The organism is Microbacterium tumbae, from assembly GCF_054780175.1.
Genome location: NZ_BAAGWV010000004.1, coordinates 484,500 through 501,296 on the forward strand (window position 1 = coordinate 484,500; position 16,797 = coordinate 501,296).

At 69.6% G+C, this 16,797-nt stretch carries 14 protein-coding genes and 2 tRNA genes; 4 read left to right on the forward strand and 12 right to left on the reverse strand.

Features of this window, described 5'->3' with window-relative positions:
- Window positions 1-83: 83 nt before the first annotated feature.
- From ACYVGQ_RS17285 to ACYVGQ_RS17330, 10 genes are all read right to left on the reverse strand, one after another.
- Window positions 84-159: transfer RNA gene (locus ACYVGQ_RS17285), tRNA-Thr, on the reverse strand.
- Between the two features lie 59 nt (window positions 160-218).
- Window positions 219-1,781, reverse strand: coding sequence for an alpha/beta hydrolase (locus ACYVGQ_RS17290; protein ID WP_460785921.1), 1,563 nt, complete (start codon window positions 1,779-1,781; stop codon window positions 219-221).
- Window positions 1,778-2,926, reverse strand: coding sequence for a DNA polymerase III subunit delta' (locus tag ACYVGQ_RS17295; RefSeq protein WP_460785922.1), 1,149 nt, complete (start codon window positions 2,924-2,926; stop codon window positions 1,778-1,780). Before ACYVGQ_RS17295 ends, ACYVGQ_RS17290 begins: the two co-directional genes overlap by 4 nt.
- Before the next feature lie 587 nt (window positions 2,927-3,513).
- Entirely contained in the window at window positions 3,514-4,143 is a 630-nt protein-coding gene (gene tmk / locus ACYVGQ_RS17300) for a dTMP kinase (RefSeq protein WP_460785923.1), read from the reverse strand.
- Window positions 4,140-6,959, reverse strand: a complete 2,820-nt coding sequence (gene topA, locus ACYVGQ_RS17305) for a type I DNA topoisomerase (RefSeq protein WP_460785924.1) — start codon at window positions 6,957-6,959, stop codon at window positions 4,140-4,142. Before topA ends, tmk begins: the two co-directional genes overlap by 4 nt.
- A gap of 78 nt (window positions 6,960-7,037) precedes the next feature.
- Window positions 7,038-7,367 carry a helicase gene (locus ACYVGQ_RS17310; protein WP_460785925.1) on the reverse strand — a complete coding sequence of 110 codons (330 nt, stop codon included), beginning with the start codon at window positions 7,365-7,367 and terminating at the stop codon, window positions 7,038-7,040.
- Window positions 7,367-7,708 carry a TadE family type IV pilus minor pilin gene (locus ACYVGQ_RS17315; RefSeq protein WP_460785926.1) on the reverse strand — a complete coding sequence of 114 codons (342 nt, stop codon included), beginning with the start codon at window positions 7,706-7,708 and terminating at the stop codon, window positions 7,367-7,369. The genes ACYVGQ_RS17310 and ACYVGQ_RS17315 overlap by 1 nt, the downstream gene beginning before the upstream one ends.
- A complete protein-coding gene (locus ACYVGQ_RS17320) occupies window positions 7,708-7,914 on the reverse strand; it encodes a DUF4244 domain-containing protein (protein WP_460785927.1) in 207 nt (68 codons plus the stop codon). Before ACYVGQ_RS17320 ends, ACYVGQ_RS17315 begins: the two co-directional genes overlap by 1 nt.
- 60 nt (window positions 7,915-7,974) lie before the next feature.
- On the reverse strand, window positions 7,975-8,892 hold the full coding sequence (locus ACYVGQ_RS17325; RefSeq protein ID WP_460785994.1) for a type II secretion system F family protein: 918 nt from the start codon (window positions 8,890-8,892) through the stop codon (window positions 7,975-7,977).
- Entirely contained in the window at window positions 8,892-9,884 is a 993-nt protein-coding gene (locus ACYVGQ_RS17330; RefSeq protein WP_460785928.1) for a TadA family conjugal transfer-associated ATPase, read from the reverse strand. The genes ACYVGQ_RS17325 and ACYVGQ_RS17330 overlap by 1 nt, the downstream gene beginning before the upstream one ends.
- 354 nt (window positions 9,885-10,238) lie before the next feature.
- Here ACYVGQ_RS17330 and acs point away from each other — a divergent pair, with 354 nt between their 5' ends.
- On the forward strand, window positions 10,239-12,206 hold the full coding sequence (acs, locus tag ACYVGQ_RS17335; protein WP_460785929.1) for an acetate--CoA ligase: 1,968 nt from the start codon (window positions 10,239-10,241) through the stop codon (window positions 12,204-12,206).
- 139 nt (window positions 12,207-12,345) lie between these two features.
- Here the strand turns inward: acs and ACYVGQ_RS17340 are convergent, their stop codons facing one another.
- Together ACYVGQ_RS17340 and ACYVGQ_RS17345 are read right to left on the reverse strand one after the other, a co-directional pair.
- Window positions 12,346-12,807, reverse strand: a complete 462-nt coding sequence (locus tag ACYVGQ_RS17340) for a RidA family protein (protein WP_460785930.1) — start codon at window positions 12,805-12,807, stop codon at window positions 12,346-12,348.
- Window positions 12,804-13,028: a DUF4177 domain-containing protein gene (locus ACYVGQ_RS17345; RefSeq protein WP_460785931.1), complete on the reverse strand. Its 225-nt coding sequence runs from the start codon at window positions 13,026-13,028 to the stop codon at window positions 12,804-12,806. The genes ACYVGQ_RS17340 and ACYVGQ_RS17345 overlap by 4 nt, the downstream gene beginning before the upstream one ends.
- Before the next feature lie 81 nt (window positions 13,029-13,109).
- Here ACYVGQ_RS17345 and ACYVGQ_RS17350 point away from each other — a divergent pair, with 81 nt between their 5' ends.
- The 3 genes from ACYVGQ_RS17350 (at window position 13,110) to ACYVGQ_RS17360 (ending at window position 16,730) form a co-directional block, all read left to right on the forward strand.
- Entirely contained in the window at window positions 13,110-15,671 is a 2,562-nt protein-coding gene (locus ACYVGQ_RS17350) for a transglycosylase domain-containing protein (RefSeq protein WP_460785932.1), read from the forward strand.
- Entirely contained in the window at window positions 15,671-16,603 is a 933-nt protein-coding gene (locus tag ACYVGQ_RS17355) for a metallophosphoesterase (RefSeq protein ID WP_460785933.1), read from the forward strand. Before ACYVGQ_RS17350 ends, ACYVGQ_RS17355 begins: the two co-directional genes overlap by 1 nt.
- A gap of 53 nt (window positions 16,604-16,656) precedes the next feature.
- Window positions 16,657-16,730: transfer RNA gene (locus ACYVGQ_RS17360), tRNA-Pro, on the forward strand.
- The last annotated feature ends 67 nt before the right edge of the window (window positions 16,731-16,797 follow it).

A 16,797-nucleotide genomic window follows, 5' to 3' on the forward strand; every position in this document is an offset into this window, starting at 1 on the left:
TGGCCGATCCCCTCGGCAGGCCGAGCCCGGCGGAGACGCAGAAGGCCCCGTGATGTTCTTCGCATCACGGGGCCGGTCCGGTGTGGAGCCGCCTGTCAGAATCGAACTGACGACCTTTTCATTACGAGTGAAATGCTCTGCCGACTGAGCTAAGGCGGCGTGCGCTCGCGAGAGCGGCACGATCAGCAATAATACCGGTCGGGCCGCTCAACGCGAAATCACTCGCAGCGCAGGCCGTCCTCGGGAACGACGTCATCGAGGAAGAACGCCTCGACCGCGTCGTCGACGCAGCGGTTGCCCTTGTTATAGCCGGTGTGCCCCTCGCCGACACGGGTGATCAGCACACCCTCTTCGAGCTGGTCGGCGAGCGCCTCGGACCACTCGTAGGGGGTTGCGGGATCGTTCGTCGTGCCGACCACGAGGATGGGCCCAGCGCCCTCGGCATGGATCTCGCCGCGGGTGCCGGTGGGCGGATACGGCCAGACGGAGCAGGAGTCGGGTCCCGACCAGTACGGCGCGACCGTCGGAGCGCCCTCGGCGATCTCGGCGTCCGCCGCCGCCTCGGCATCCGGATCGTCCTCCACCGGGTAGTCCATGCAGTTGTAGGCGCGGAACGCCTCGCTGGAGTTGTCGAGATAGCTGCCGTCGGCATCGCGGGCGTTGTAGAAGTCGGCGAGATAGAACATCGTGTACGGATCGCCCTCGAGGATCTCGGCCAGACCCTGTGTGAGGTAGGGCCAGCTGTCCTCGGAGTACAGCGCCGCGATGATGCCGGTCATCAGGGAATCGGCGCCCATCCGCCGGCCGTCGCCGTTGTCGAACGGGGTCCGGTCCGCGGTCGCGAGCAGCGCGGCGAGGTCGGCCATGCCGTCGTCGACCGTGCCGCTGAACGGGCACTGGCTGGATTCCTGGCAGTCCTGCATGTAGGCGCGCAGCGCCGACTCGAACCCGAGCGCCTGCGTCGCGCTGACCTCGTAGCCGCTCGTCGCGGGGTCGATGGCGCCGTCGAGCACGAGGCGTCCTGCGCGCTCCGGATACAGCTCCGCGTACGTCGCTCCGAGGAAGGTGCCGTAGGAGTATCCGAGGTAGTTCAGCTTCTCATCGCCCAGGACCGCACGGAGCAGATCCATGTCTCGCGCCGAGTTGATCGTGGTGATGTACGGCAGGATGCCGCCGCTGTTCGCCTCGCAGGCGTCGGCGAACGCCCGGTGCGCCTCGAGCAGCTCGTCCTCCCACTCCTGGCTGCCTCGCGCACCGGCGGGGATGTCGTAGAGATAGGCGTCCATATCCGCGGCGTCGAAGCAGGTGACGGCCGTCGACTCGCCGACGCCGCGCGGATCGAATCCGATGACGTCGTAGTTCTCGATGAGGTCCTCCCCCACGGCGAAGTCGAGGCTGTCGTGGACGAGCTCCACACCGCTCGCCCCCGGACCGCCCGGATTCGTCAGCAGCGAGCCGATCGGAGTGCCGGTCGCCTGGTGGCGCACGACGGACAGCTCGATCGTCTCGCCGGACGACGGGTTCTCCCAGTCCAGCGGCGCGGTGACGTCGGTGCAGTCGAAGCCCTCGCCGCACTCCGACCAGGCGAGCTCCTGACCGTAGAACGGCAGCAGCGCCTCGGCGACGCCGTCTGTGTCCGGGGCGTTGGTCGTCGAGGGGCGCGGCTCCACGCCCTCGGGGATGGCCGCGTACAGGCATCCGGAGAGCATCACGGATGCCGCGGCGAGCGCAGCCACGGCGACGGCGATGCGGCGCGCGCGAGAAGTCTGGCGAGATGTCACGGTTTCCTCCCGCTCGTGATGGTCACGAGCAAACTCTCCAGGGCGAGCAGCGGAGCGACGTTGCGCTCCAGCGCCTCCCTGGTCTCGGCGAGATGGTCCAGCACGACAAGCGTACGTGCCACGGGCCAGTCGCCCGCGAGCGCGCCCAGCTCGGCGCCCAGCTCGCGGTTGATGAGGTCGGCGCCCTGCCCGAACTGGAGCATGACGACATCGCGGTAGAGCGACTGCAGATCGGTGAGCACGCGGTCGATGCCGTCGCGGAGACTCCTGGTCGCCCGCTTCTTCTGGTCGTCCTCCAGCGCCGAGATCTGCGCGCGCAGGGCGGGAGGGACGGCCTGCCCCTCCGCGATGCCGACGGTGCGGAGCAGCGAGGCCCGCTCCGCGGCGTCCCGTTCGGCGGTGAGCGCCTTCGCGTCCTCGGTGGCGGCCTGGATGACCGCGCCCGCGACCTCGACCGCGGCGTTCACTCCGCGGACTCCGAGCACGGAGCGCAGCGTCTCATCGCGGCGCCGGCGGGCGGCGTCGTCCGTCGCGAGGCGCTGAGCCATCCCGATATGGCGCTGCGCGTGACGGGCGGCCTGCTCCGCGACCTCCTGGTCGACCCCCGTGCGCAGGGTGATGAGCCGTGCGACGTCGTCGACATCCGGCTCTCGCAGCCGCAGCGAGCGCACCCGAGAGCGGATCGTCGGGAGCAGGTCGGCCTCGCTCGGAGCGCAGAGCACCCACACGGTGCGCTCCGGCGGCTCCTCGAGCGCCTTCAGCAGCACGTTCGAGGTGCGTTCCACCATGCGATCGGCGTCCTCGACGACGATCACGCGGTACCGACCGGTGGACGGGGCGAAGTAGGAGCGCTCGACGAGGGCACGGGCCTCGGCGATCGTGATGATCACCTTGTCGGTGCGCAGCGCCGTCACATCGGGATGGGTTCCCGCGAGAACCTGCCGCATCGTGTGCTCGTCGTCGGGGTCGTTCGCGATCAGGGAGGCCGCGAAGGCGTGGGCGAGCGTGGACCGCCCGGAGCCCGGCGGACCGGTGATCAGCCACGCATGCGAGAGCGCGGCGGGATCGGCGACGGCATTGCGCAGCGTCTCGACCGCGGCATCCTGTCCCCAGACATCGGTCCAGGGGAACGGTGCAGCGGTCATTCCCACAGCCTATCCGGCGGTGCCGACAGCATCCCTCTCCGTCTCTGGGTCCGGACCTCGTCTCTGGTTCCGGCGCCTTCGTTCCTCGTTCCGGCCCCTTCGTCTCTCGTTCCGGCCTCTTCATCTCTCGTTCCGGCCCCTCTCCGTCCCTCGTTCCGGCCCCTCTCCGTCCCTCGTCCCGGCCCCTTCGCCTCTCGTTCTGCCCTCTCTCCGTCCCTCGCCCCGCCTCGTTCCGACCCCTCCATCCCTTGCCCCGCGCCCTGCCAGGCTCCGCCTTCCCGATCCGCGCTACCGTCTCGCTCACCCGTTCGCACGCCCGGCTCGCCCGGCTCGCCCGGCTCGCGCGGCTGAACCCCGAGTCGCGCTGCTGTTCCCTCCTCACGTGGCGGCAATATCTGCAGCACCATCCCGAAACAGCAGCGCGACTCGGGGAAGAGCAGCGCCCCCTCAGGAAAGAACTGCACAGCCCAGGAAAGAGCAGCGCGAACCACGAACAACGGTGCGAACCGGTGAGCGCCGGTGGAGGACGGCCGCAGACGTCGGAAGGTCCGGGCAAAATACCCGAGGGCGGGAACGCCCAGCGAGCGTCAGCGGAGGAGCGGAGCGACGCGAGCGCGGACGGCGGCGGCGATCTCGGATGCCGGTGCCGACGCATCCACCACGAGGAAGCGGTCCGGTTCGGCCGAGGCCAGGGCGAGGAACGCCTCCCGGACGCGGGTGTGGAACTCGGACTTCTCCGCCTCCAGGCGATCGAACGGCTTGTCGTCGGCGTCGAGGCGCGCACGCGCCGCCGCGGGATCGAGATCGAGGAGAACCGTGAGGTCCGGGAGCGCTCCCTCCGTCGCCCAGAGGGAGAGATCGCGCACTTCGACGGAGTCCAGCACGCGACCGGCGCCCTGGTAGGCGACGGATGAGTCCAGGTACCTGTCCTGGATCACGATCTCGCCCCGCTCCAGCGCGGGCCGCACCACCGTGGCGATGTGATGGGCGCGATCGGCGGCGTACAGCAGCGCCTCGGCCCTGGGCGCGATGTCGCCGTGATGGTGCAGCACGATGTCGCGGACCAGCTGCCCCACCTCGCTGCCGCCCGGCTCGCGGGTGCGCAGAACGATGCGTCCTGTGCTCGTCAGCCAGGACTCCAGGAGATTCGACTGCGTCGTCTTCCCGGATCCGTCGCCCCCCTCGAGGGTGATCCAGAGACCGGCCCTCGAGGTCACGCCTTCGCCTTCGCCGCCGCGTTCGCGGCACGGGTCGCCGCCGCCTTCTTCGCGGCCGCCGAGCGGGCCGCCGCCTTCTCCTCATCGGTCGCCGCCTTCGCAGCCGGGGCCTTCTTGGCAGGAGCCTTCGTGGCCGCGGTCTTGGCCGGAGCCTTGGCGGCGGAACGCGCACCGCGCTTGGGAGCCGGCCCCTTCGCCCGCTTGTCGGCGAGCATCTGCACGGCGATCTCGAAGGTGATGTCGGCGACCTGCTGTCCGCGCGGGATCGTGACGTTCGTCTCGCCGTCGGTGACATAGGCGCCGAAGCGTCCGTCCCGGATGCGGATCGGCTTGCCGCTGACAGGGTCCGCATCGAATTCGGCGAGCGCGCTGGACGCTCGTCGCGCGCCGTACTTCGGCTGCTTGTAGATCTCGAGCGCCTGCTCGAGGGTCACGTCGAAGATCTGCGATTCGCTCTCCAGCGAACGGGAGTCGGCGCCCTTCTTGAGATACGGCCCGAACCGGCCGTTCTGCGCGGTGATCTCCTCGCCGCTCTCCGGGTCGGCGCCGACGATGCGCGGCAGGCTCAGCAGCTGCAGGGCCGTATCGAGCTCGATCGTGTCGACGGACATGGAACGGAACAGCGAAGCCGTCCGCGGCTTCGGCGCCGTCTCCTTCTTCGCGCCGCGCTTCGGCTTCGTCTCGACGACCTCCCCCGTGGTCTCGTCGACGGCGGCGTCATCGGAGACGGGATCGTTCTCCTGGACGTACGGCCCGAACCGGCCGTCCTTCACGACGATGATCTTGCCGTTCTCCGGATTCTCGCCGAGCACGCGGTCGCCGGCGACCGGAGCATCGATGAGCTCCTGGGCCTTGGCCGCGGTCAGCTCATCGGGCGCGAGGTCCTCGGGCACATTGACGATGCGGGGCTTCTCGTCCGGAGCATCCGGATTCGCGACCTCGAGGTAGGGGCCGTACTTGCCGAACCGGAGAGTCGCGGTGTCGGTGATCCGCGTCGAGTTCAACGCTCGCGCGTCGATCTCGCCGAGGTTGTCGACGACCTGCCGGAGGCCGACCTGCGCGTCGGATCCGTAGTAGAACTCCTTGAGCCACTCGACGCGGTTCTGCTCACCGCGCGCGATGGCGTCCAAGTCGTCCTCGAGCGCCGCGGTGAAGTCGTAGTCGATGAGGTCGGCGAAGTGCTCCTCCAGCAGACGTACGACGCTGAACGCGAGCCAGGTCGGCACGAGGGCCTGTCCTCGCTTCGTGGCGTATCCGCGGTCGATCACGGTCCCGATGATGCTCGCGAACGTCGACGGGCGGCCGATGCCGTGCTCTTCGAGCGCCTTGACCAGCGAGGCCTCGGTGTAACGGGGTTTCGGCGATGTCCTGTGCCCCTTCGCCTCGGACTCCGTCATCGAGAGCTCGTCGCCGACGGCGACGACGGGCAGCGACTGCTCGGCCGCGGCATCCTGGGAGTTGCGCTTCTCGTCGCGCCCCTCCTCGTACGCCTCCAGGAAGCCCTTGAAGGTGTACACGGTCCCTGACGCGGTGAACTCGGCCAGCTGCCCGCCGGCCTGCACCGCGACGGTGACCGTGGTGGTCTCGTACTTGGCGTCGGCCATCTGGCTGGCGACGGTGCGCTTCCAGATCAGGTCGTAGACGCGCAGCTCCTCACGATCGAGCTGCGCGGACACGGACGCCGGGGTGCGGAAGGTCTCCCCCGACGGGCGGATCGCCTCATGGGCCTCCTGCGCGTTCTTGCTCTTGGACTTGTACACCCGCGGCTTCAGCGGCACCGCGGTGTCGCCGTAGAGAGAGACGGCCTGGCTCCGCGCGGCCTGCACCGCCTGGGTGCTCAGCGCCGTGGAGTCGGTGCGCATATAGGTGATGAAGCCCTTCTCGTAGAGGCGCTGGGCGACGCTCATCGCCTGCTTCGCGCTCATCGAGAGCTTGCGGCCCGCCTCCTGCTGCAGCGTCGAGGTCGTGAAGGGAGCATAGGGACTGCGGGTTCCGGGCTTCGCCTCCACCTTGGTGACCGTGCCGGCTCCTGCGGCGTCGACCGCATGGGCGAGGGCGCTGGCCTTCGCCTCGTCCAGGATGACGACGGCCTTCTTCAGCTTTCCGGTGTCGTCGAAATCGGTGCCGCGGGCGAGCTGGCCTCCGTCGACGCGCACGAGGCGGACGCGGAAGGCGCTCTGCGAGGCCGCCGTCGACTCGACATCCCAGTAGTCGGCGGACACGAACGCCATCCGCTCGCGCTCCCGATCGACGATCATGCGGGTGGCGGCGGACTGCACGCGCCCCGCGGAGAGGCCGGTCTTGACCTTGTACCAGAGCACCGGCGAGACGTCCCACCCGTAGAGCCGGTCGAGGATGCGCCGTGTCTCCTGCGCGTCGACGAGGGCGAGGTCGAGCTCGCGCGTGTTCCCGACGGCTGCCTGGATGGCGTCCTTGGTGATCTCGTGGAAGACCATCCGCTTGACCGGGACCTTCGGCTTGAGGGTCTCCAGCAGATGCCAGGCGATCGCCTCGCCTTCGCGATCCTCATCGGTGGCGAGAAGGAGTTCGTCGGCGGACTTGAGGGCGCGCTTGAGCTCGGCGACCGTCTTCGTCTTGCGATCGGAGACGACGTAGTACGGGTCGAACCCGTTCTCGACGTCGATCGAATACTTCCCGTATGCCTGCTTGTCGGCGGCCGGGATGTCCTTCTTGTCCGCAAGGTCGCGAATGTGGCCGACCGAGCTGAGCACCTCGTATCCGTCGCCGAGGTATCCCTGGATCGACCGCATCTTCGTCGGGGACTCGACGATGACGAGCTTCTTGCCTTCAGCCAAGGGTGCGTCCTTTCTTCGAAGCACACCATACACACCGCTGTCCTGGTGTGGTTCACAGCGGCGTTGTACGTGCAGCCGTCAGAATCCCTCGGGTGGCCCGGCACGGGCTCGGGAGACGGCTGCCAGTCCAGCGTACTTCGCCTGGACCTCGACGGTCGCAACGACGCCGATGACCTCGCAGAGGGTGAGCTCCGCTCCGGATGCCGCAGCGACCCGTGCGGCCAGCGCGCAGGGACCGTCCGGAGCGACGACGGCGCCGGAGGCCGCGTCCGCGGCGGCGAGCGCAGCGGCGTCCGCGGCCCCCGCGATGCGCTGAGCCGTCACGGCGGCTCCGCCGACCGCGACGAGGCCGAGGCCGAGGGTCGCGGCGACCGCCAGGACTCCGCAGGCCAGCGACGTCCCCGCCATCACAGGCCGCCGGCGAGCGCGCAGCTCGATGCACGGAGCGGGATCGTGAGGATCCGGCCGAGGCGCACGTCGGCCGAAGAGGTGACGCAGGTCAGGTCGCCGCGTCGCTCGGTGCTCACCCTGGCCCCCTCCACGGCCGATGCCACGATCGATGCCGCGTCTGCCGCGGACTCTCCTCGTCCCAGCAGCCGCGCGGCATCGGCGGAGGCGTCCTGCAGAGCGACCTGCTTCGCAGCGGCGCCGAGGGCCGAGGCTCCGAGCAGAAGCGTCAGCAGAACGGCGGGAAGCGCGACGGCGAGCTCCGCCGCGACCGATCCTTCCTCCCGATGGCGCGCGAGCATCACGACACCGTCAGCGCCCGGCGGACGAGATCGGTGAGGATGCCGCGCACCTCATCGCTGCGCATGATGACGACGAGCAGGCCGGCGAAGGCGACGGCGGCCATCGTCGTGATGGCGTACTCGGCGGTCGCGGCCCCGGATTCGTCCGCGAAGAGCCGGGCGGCCGTCGAACGGGTCAGGGCGGGCAGTGCGTGTCTGGTGTTCATGGTGTTCCTTATCTCTCTTTCCCGGATCGCTGCGCGGTCCGTGGTCGTAGGGGCTCCCGTTCACCCGAACGGGAGCGGCGTCGAGGCGAGCACGCTGAGCATCAGCGGAGCGACGCCGAGCAGCAGGAAGGCCGGCAGCGTGCAGACGCCGAGCGGGATGAGCAGCCGGGAGGAGAGCCTCGCCGCCCGCATGCGCCCCGCGATCCGTGCCGAATGCCGTTCCTGCGCGGCGGCGGCGCGGAGGAGCTCGACGGCCGGGACGCCCGCGGCTCGCGAGAGCTCGAGCACCGCGGCGGTTCGTTCGCCGCCGACCTCGTCCGCGGCCGAGCTGTCCGCCACGAGGCGCATCGCGCGTTCGATGGAGACTCCTCCGGACAGCGCGACCGACGTGAGCTCGGTGTGCATCCCCGGTGCGCGATCACCCGGCTGGGCGGCGCGTACCAGGCGCCCCGTCCACAGCCGCGCCAGAAGCACCAGCATCAGTCCGACGACGACGCACGCCATGCCGATCGGCTGGGTCGCGATCACGGTGAGCGTGTCGAAGCCGAGGGCGAATCCGAGCAGGAGCCCGGCCGGCGGCATCCACAGCAGCAGACGCGCCGTGCCGGCCGGCTCGGCCAGGGCGACGCGCACATCGTCGACGGCCGTCGCGGCATCCTGAAGGGCCTCGGCGACCGCCCGGAGGACGTCGGCCAGCGGCGCGCCGACGGCGGTGGCGATCTCCCATGCCGCGGCGGCATCGATCCATGCGCCGCCCTCCGCCTCGATCGCCGCGGGCAGCGCCGCACCGGACTCGCATCGTCCGACAACGCGTCCGGCGCAGGGGTCGCCGGTGTCGGCGAGATGGCGCCACGCGGACGAGGGCGTCGCGCCGGCCTGCAGCAGCACCGCGAGCGTGCGGATCGTCGACGAGGCCTGCGCAGCGACGACCGCGGCGTCCTCCGTCCCGCGCGACCTCCTCGGTGCGCGCCGTCGCATCACCACGGCGCCACCTCCTCGATCGACAGTCGATCGCCGGCGAGGACGAAGCGCCCTGCGCGCTCGATGCGCCGCACCCCGTCGGCGCCCCGCCCCAGGTGCAGCACGATCGTAAACGCGCTCACCACCTGTCTCGCAAGTGCAGGCGGGTCCATGCCCGCCAAGGCGCCCAGCGCCTCCATGCGAGCGGGCACATCGACGAGACTGCTTGCATGCAGAGTGCCGGCCCCGCCGTCGTGACCGGTGTTGAGCGCTGTGAGCAGCTCGCGCACCTCTTCTCCCCGGCACTCGCCGACGACGAGACGATCGGGCCTCATCCGCAGGGACTCCCGGACGAGACGGGCCAGCGTGATCGCGCCGGCGCCCTCGAGATTCGCCTGACGCGCCTCGAGGGCGACATGATGCGGATGGGCGGGACGCAGCTCGGCGACATCCTCGATCGTCACGATCCGATCGCCGGGAGGGGCTGCGGACAGCAGAGCGCTCAGCAGGGTGGTCTTTCCCGTGCCCGTGCCGCCGGTGATGAGGATGTTCGCCCGCTGCGCCACCAGCTGCGCCAGCCAGATCCGGCCCGCGCTCTCGAAGCATCCGAGTCGGGACAGCGCGTCGAGGTCGCCGGCCTCGACGCGCGGGATGCGGATCGACAACGCCGTTCCGCCCGTCGCGACCGGCGCGAGCACGGCGTGGACGCGGATGCCGTGCGCCAGCCGCACATCGACGCAGGGCGAATGGTCGTCGAGGTGCCGCCCTCCGAGCCCGACCAGGGCGACGGCGAGATCGCGCACCTCGCGCTCGGAGGCCTGCCATCCAGGGACCTCCTCCGCGCCACGACCGCGGTCGACGAAGAGGCCGTCGGAGCCGTTCACGAACACATCCGTCACCGTGTCGTCCTGGCAGTGCACGGCGAGCGGGCCGAAGGCGGGGTCCAGCGTCGCCCGGAGGCCGGGGACGGCTGATCCGGTGCGCGGAGCGATGACGAACGGGGTGACCATGCCCCGACGCTAGAGCGCCCGGCCGACGCCGGGAGACCGGAAGTCCACGACTCGTGCACAACCGGTTCACAGCTCGGGGAGTGCAGAACGAGTGCGCCCTGAGACGAGAATGGGCGGCACCTCACGGGGGGAATGAGATGCCGCCCACCGCGCGTCCGTATCGGGGGATATCGGGCACGCAAAAGCCGGAATGAGAATTCGGCTGACGTCGAGTGTACGCACCAAGACCGTCCTGGCAAAACCGACGGGAGTACCGACTTTCGGCAGTATGCCCGTGTCGGCGGCTCCCACTAGATTCACCGTGTCCCGGTCGTGTGCCCTGCACGATCACGTCCCGCCGCAAAGGAGCGCGCCATGAGCAGCCAGATCGACCACCTCCTGGACGAGACCCGGCGCTTCCCGCCGTCCGCAGAGTTCGTGGAGAACGCGATCGCGCGCCCTGCGCTGTACGAGAGGGCCGCCGAGGACCGCGAGGCGTTCTGGGGCGACCAGGCGAAGGATCTGCTGCACTGGCACACGCCCTTCACCCGGGTGCTCGACTGGTCGACGCCGCCGTTCGCGAAGTGGTTCGACGACGGCGAGCTCAACGTCGCCTACAACTGCCTCGACCGGCACGTCGAGGAGGGCAACGGCGACCGCGTCGCGCTCCTCTGGGAGGGCGAGCCCGGCGATTCCCGCCGGATCACCTACGCGGAGCTGACGGAGGAGGTCAAGCGCGCGGCCAACGTGCTCGCCGATCTCGGCATCGGCCACGGCGACCGCGTCGCGATCTACCTCCCGATGATCCCCGAGGCCGTGGTCTCGATGCTGGCGGTCGCCCGGCTCGGCGCCATCCACTCGGTCGTCTTCGGCGGGTTCAGCGCCGACAGCCTGCGCTCGCGGATCGACGACGCCGGCGCCAAGCTCGTCATCACCGCCGACGGCGGCTATCGCAAAGGCCGCGTCTCCGCGCTGAAGCCCGCGGTCGACCAGGCGCTCGGCGATCGCGGCGAGGGCGAGCAGCAGACCGTCGAGCACGTGCTCGTCGTGCGCCGCGGGGAGAACGACGTCGACTGGGTCGAAGGCCGCGACCTGTGGTGGCACGACGTGGTCCCCACGGCATCCGCAGCGCACGCCGCGCAGCCCTTCCCCGCCGAGAACCCGCTCTTCATCCTCTACACGTCGGGCACCACGGGGAAGCCCAAGGGCATCCTGCACACCTCCGGCGGCTATCTCACCCAGGCCGCGTACACGCACAGGAACGTGTTCGACCTGCATCCGGAGACCGACGTCTACTGGTGCACGGCCGACATCGGCTGGATCACGGGGCACAGCTACGTCGCCTACGGCCCGCTCGCGAACGGCGCGACGCAGGTGCTCTACGAGGGCACTCCGGATGCTCCGCATCCCGGTCGCTGGTGGGAGATCATCGAGAAGTACGGGGTGACGATCTTCTACACCGCCCCGACGGCGATCCGCTCGTTCATGAAGATCGGCCGCAAGGTCCCCGGTCAGTTCGACCTGTCGAGCCTGCGCCTGCTGGGATCCGTCGGCGAGCCGATCAATCCGGAGGCGTGGATCTGGTACCGGGATGTGATCGGCGCGGGCAAGGCTCCGATCGTGGACACCTGGTGGCAGACGGAGACCGGCGCGATCATGGTGTCCGCGCTGCCGGGCGTCACGGCGACCAAGCCCGGCTCGGCGCAGGTGCCGTTGCCGGGCATCTCGATCGACGTGGTCGACGAAGCGGGCAGCGAGGTGGGCAACGGCAACGGCGGCCTGCTCGTCATCACCGAGCCGTGGCCGAGCATGCTGCGCGGCATCTGGGGAGATCCGGAGCGCTACGTCGAGACCTACTGGGAGAAGTTCGCGAAGCAGGGATACTACTTCGCCGGCGACGGCGCGCGTCTGGACGAGGATGGCGACCTCTGGCTGCTGGGCCGCGTCGACGACGTCATGAACGTCTCGGGTCACCGGCTCTCGACGGCCGAGATCGAATCGTCGCTGGTGGCGCATGAGGCCACCGCCGAGGCGGCCGTGGTCGGAGCATCCGACGAGACCACCGGCCAGGCCGTCGTCGCGTTCGTCATCATCAAGGAGAGCTATCTCGCCGCGCACGACCCCGCAGGACTCGCGACGCTGCTGCGGCAGTGGGTCGGCGAGCAGATCGGCGCGATCGCACGCCCCCGCGACGTCTACATCGTCGGAGAGCTCCCCAAGACCCGCTCCGGCAAGATCATGCGCCGTCTGCTGCGCGATGTCGCGGAAGGCCGCGAGGTCGGCGACACGACGACCCTGGCCGACACCGCGGTGATGAGCATCATCTCGGCGCAGGTGAAGTAACAGCGCCTGCCGCGGTGGCGTCTGGACGACGCGAGTCCGGGGGCCGACACGCCAGATGTCGGACCGAAGGGCGCGAGACGCCCTGCACGTGGCGTGTCAGCCCCCAGACTGTCGCGAGACGGGCGCCACCCTGCCCGTCTCAGCCGGCCAGCAGGAAGACGACCTCGACCTCGACGGGGCTGTCCAGGGGCAGGACGGGCACGCCGACGGCCGCGCGGGCGTGACGACCGGCGTCGCCGAAGATCTCGCCGAGCACCTCGCTCGCGCCGTTGATGACGCCCGGCTGGCCCGTGAACGAGGGGTCGGATGCCACGAAGCCTCCCACGCGCAGGACGCCGGCGATGTTCTCGAGCCCGCCGGCGGCATCCGCCGCCGCAGCGAGGGCGTTCAAGGCGCACGTGCGGGCGTAGGCCTTGGCGTCCGCGGGATCCACGTCGGCGCCGACCTTGCCCGTCGCGGGCAGCGCGCCGTCGGTGAAGGGCAGCTGACCCGACGTGTGGACGAGCCCGCCGTGCACGACGGCGGGGACATAGGCGGCCACCGGGGCTGCGACGGCGGGCAGCTCGATGCCGAGCTCCGCGAGGCGCTGCGCGATGCTCATGCCGCACCGCCTTCGAACTGGCGCGCGGCCTGTTCGGCGGCCGCGAGGCCCGCGGTGTTGGAGCCGTCCTGCGCCGCCGGGCGCTTGAAGTAGGCGACGAGCCCGCCCTCCGGACCTTGGACGACCTGCACGAGCTCCCACCCCTGCCTGCCCCAGTTGTTGAGGATGGCCGCGGTGTTGTGGATCAGCAGCGGGGTGGTGAGGTACTCCCACGTGGTCATGGCACTCCTGCGCATCGGCGACGTGCGGAGCGGGTCCGCCGTCGAGGTGGTTTTTCAGGGAACTCCCCTACGATCAAGCGTATGCCTCAGAACAAGCGCACGCTGAAGGGCGTGCTCGGCGGTCTCGTCGGGCTCGTCGCACTCAGCGCCGTCGCCGGAGTCCTCGTGACGGCGACCGTGACCCCCGCGATCGCCATGACGGGACTGGCCGGATCCCAGGCACTCACCCTCTTCGAGGACATCCCGAACGACCTCGACGTGACGGCGCCCATGGAGCCGACCACGATCTGGGCGACGAGATCCAACGGCAAGAACGTCAAGCTGGCGTCCTTCTACGACCAGAACCGCATCCCCGTCACCTACGACCAGGTCGCCCCGGCGCTGTACGACGCGATCCTCTCCAGCGAGGACAAGTCGTACTACGAGCACGGCGGCGTCAACATCGCAGCGACGGCGAGCGCGCTGGTGGACTACGCGCGAGGCGCCTCGAGCCGAGGCGCCTCGACGATCAGCCAGCAGTACGTCAAGAACGTCCTGGTGCAGCGCTGCGAGCAGAACGTCGACACCAACAGCGAGACCTACACGGAGGACCTCGAGCAGTGCTGGCTCGACGCGACGAACGCCTCGGGCGTCGACGGCATGGAGCGCAAGCTCCAGGAGCTGCGCTACGCGATCCAGATCGAGAAGGAGTACTCGAAGAACGACATCCTCCTCGGCTACCTCAACCTCGCGAACTTCGGCGGCACGACCTACGGCATCGAGGCGGCGGCGCAGTACTACTTCGGCGTCTCCGCCGCGAAGCTGAACCTCAACCAGGCCGCGACGCTCGCCGGCATGGTGCAGAACCCGAACCGCTTCCGCATCGACAGGCCGAACGGCTCGTACACCGACAGCAGCACGGGCGAGCTGGTGAACAGCGCGGAGGACGGATACGCCAAGACCCTCGTCCGCCGCAACTACGTCCTGAACCGCATGCTGGAGGACGGCAAGATCACGCAGGAGCAGTACGACACGGTATACGCGCAGCCGATCACGCCGAAGATCGTCCCGGCCAAGCAGGGCTGCGTGACCGCCGGCCGGAACGCCTACTTCTGCCAGTACGTGAAGTCGGTCATCGAGACCGATCCCGCGTTCGGCGCGACCCCGGAGGAGCGCGCGCTGACCCTCAAGCGCGGCGGGCTCGACATCTACACCACGCTCGACACGATCGTGCAGGCGACGGCAGTCGAGTCGATGAAGTCGAACGTCCCCGCCTCGAAATCGGGGATCAACCTCGGTGCGGCGGGCGTCTCGGTCGAGGCGAGCACGGGCCGCATCCTCTCGATGGTGCAGAACACGAACTTCTCCGAGTCCTCGGAAAAGAAGGCCGGTTCCACCGCCCTCGTGTACGCGAGCGATCTGCAGCACGGCGGATCGCGCGGATTCAACGTCGGTTCGACGTACAAGCTGTTCACTCTGCTGCAGTGGCTGGAGGAGGGGCACTCCGTCAACGAGGTGCTCAACGGCGTCTCCCGCGTGTTCTCCCCCGTCACGATCTGCGGCAACACCCAGACGAACACGGTGAAGATCGGCAACTCGGGCGGCAATGGCGGCTACACGGGAACCGTGATGCGGTTCACCTCCGCCTCTCTCAACTCGGGCTTCCTGGCGATGGCGCAGCAGATGGACATCTGCGACATCAACAAGATGGCCGACCGGCTGGGCGTGACGCTGGGCACCGGTGAGAAGGTGACGGGGACGAACTACTTCAACGACGTCATCGGCTCGAAGGCGATCTCGCCTCTGGCGATGGCCGGCGCCTATGCGACCGTCGCCAACAAGGGCGTCTACTGCACCCCGAAGGCGATCGACAGGATCGTCAACCAGGAGGGCGAGGAGCTTCCGCTTCCGCAGTCCTCGTGCGAGCAGGCCATCTCCCCCGAGGTCGCGGCGACGGCGGCGTACGCGCTCCGCGGTGTGATGAACGGCGGCACCGGCGGCGCCGCGAATCCTTACGACGGCACCCCCGTCATCGGCAAGACGGGAACCCACGAGGCGACCCAGACGATGATGATCGAAAGCAGCACCAAGGTCACGACGGCGATCTGGGTCGGCAACGCCTCCGGCAACGCCTCACTGCGCGCGCACGGCGTGAACTACCTCCGCTTCTACCTCGCGAAGGACATCCAGCGCGCGGCCAACGCAAAGTACGGCGGGGATGCGTTCCCGGCGCCGGACTCCAACCTCACCCGCCAGGTCTACACGGATCTCCCCAGCGTCATCGGCATGACCGTCGAGGAGGCCACGAGGACCCTCCAGGATGCCGGCTTCGGCGTCACCGTCGGAGGCGCCGTCGACAGCACCGAGGCGAAGGGCCTGGTCGGCGCCCAGTCGCCGGGCGCGGGCAGGGTCGCCGGCGGGACCACGGTGACGATCCAGCCCAGCACCGGCAAGGCGCCGGCGGTGGACGTCCCCCAGGTGGTCGGGATGAGCTTCGGCCAAGGATCGCAGCAGATCACGGGCGCAGGCTTCCTGGTGGCGAGCGACGGCTGCGAGAACGGCGATGCCCAGATCACCGGGCAGAGTCCGGGCAAGGCCGCACCGGGCGCGACGATCACCCTGACCTGTGCGCAAGAGGGCGACGGCGGAGGCAACGGCCACTGATGCCCCGCCCGTCCGCTCACCCGGCCCTCATCGCGCTCGGCGCGGTGGGGGCCGCCGGTGTCGGCGCCGCCGTCTGGGGCATCGGCATCGAACGCTACCTGTTCACCGTGCGGGAGGCGTCCGTCGCGGCTCTCCCCCCGGGATCCGCGCCCCTGCGCATCCTGCACGTCTCCGATGCGCACATGGCGCCCTGGCAGCATCGCAAGCAGGACTGGCTCGCCTCGCTCGCCGAGCTCGAGCCGGACCTCATCGTCAACACCGGTGACAACCTCGGGCATCGCGACGGACTCGCCGGCCTGCGGCGCGCCTTCGACGCCTTCGCCGGAGTCCCCGGCGTGTTCGTGCACGGCTCGAACGACGTCCATGCCCCGTCACCGCGCAATCCGCTCAAGTACTTCATGGGCCCGTCGACTCTGCGCAGCGAGCCGGAGCGCCTCGACACCGCGGCGATGAACGCCTACTTCGAGGACGAGCTCGGCTGGACGGATCTCAACAACACCGCCGCCCGACTACAGGTCGCGGGGCGCGATGTCGATCTGTTCGGTGTGAGCGACGCGCATCGCAGCTGGGACCGCCTCGATGCGCTCCCCGACGCCATCGCCGCTCTCGGTCCGCGTGATGCCGTCACCCCCCTGCTCGGCGTCACGCACGCGCCGTATCAGCGGGTGCTGAACGCCTACGTCGACCTCGGCGCGGATGCGATCTTCGGCGGTCATACGCACGGTGGCCAGGTGTGCCTGCCCTTCTACGGCACGATCGTCGCGAACTGCGACATCCCGCTGAAGCAGGCCAAGGGCCTGAGCACCTGGGGCCACGGCGGTAAGAGCATCCCGCTCAACGTCAGCGCCGGGTGCGGGCACTCCATCTACGCGCCCGTGCGCTTCGCATGCCGCCCCGAGGCGACGCTGCTGACGCTGACAGCTCTCAGGTGAGCCATCGATTCGGCGCCGACCGAGTTTCGTTGTAGACTCGAACGGTTGTCAAACGGGGTGTGGCGCAGCTTGGTAGCGCGCTTCGTTCGGGACGAAGAGGCCGCAGGTTCAAATCCTGTCACCCCGACACTGAAGAGGGTCCACCGCAGGGTGGGCCCTCTGTCGTATCGGGGCTCGAACGATCGGGAAGGGGG

Bases quoted from the DNA above. Each gene is read 5' to 3' on its own strand.
- ACYVGQ_RS17310 (WP_460785925.1), bottom strand. From the start codon at position 7,367: ATGGCGGGGACGTCGCTGGCCTGCGGAGTCCTGGCGGTCGCCGCGACC.
- ACYVGQ_RS17355 (WP_460785933.1), top strand. From the start codon at position 15,671: ATGCCCCGCCCGTCCGCTCACCCGGCCCTCATCGCGCTCGGCGCGGTG.
- ACYVGQ_RS17315 (WP_460785926.1), bottom strand. From the start codon at position 7,708: ATGCTCGCGCGCCATCGGGAGGAAGGATCGGTCGCGGCGGAGCTCGCC.
- ACYVGQ_RS17350 (WP_460785932.1), top strand. From the start codon at position 13,110: ATGCCTCAGAACAAGCGCACGCTGAAGGGCGTGCTCGGCGGTCTCGTC.
- ACYVGQ_RS17340 (WP_460785930.1), bottom strand. From the start codon at position 12,807: ATGAGCATCGCGCAGCGCCTCGCGGAGCTCGGCATCGAGCTGCCCGCC.
- ACYVGQ_RS17320 (WP_460785927.1), bottom strand. From the start codon at position 7,914: ATGAACACCAGACACGCACTGCCCGCCCTGACCCGTTCGACGGCCGCC.
- ACYVGQ_RS17325 (WP_460785994.1), bottom strand. From the start codon at position 8,892: ATGCGACGGCGCGCACCGAGGAGGTCGCGCGGGACGGAGGACGCCGCG.
- ACYVGQ_RS17345 (WP_460785931.1), bottom strand. From the start codon at position 13,028: ATGACCACGTGGGAGTACCTCACCACCCCGCTGCTGATCCACAACACC.
- acs (WP_460785929.1), top strand. From the start codon at position 10,239: ATGAGCAGCCAGATCGACCACCTCCTGGACGAGACCCGGCGCTTCCCG.
- ACYVGQ_RS17330 (WP_460785928.1), bottom strand. From the start codon at position 9,884: ATGGTCACCCCGTTCGTCATCGCTCCGCGCACCGGATCAGCCGTCCCC.
- ACYVGQ_RS17295 (WP_460785922.1), bottom strand. From the start codon at position 2,926: ATGACCGCTGCACCGTTCCCCTGGACCGATGTCTGGGGACAGGATGCC.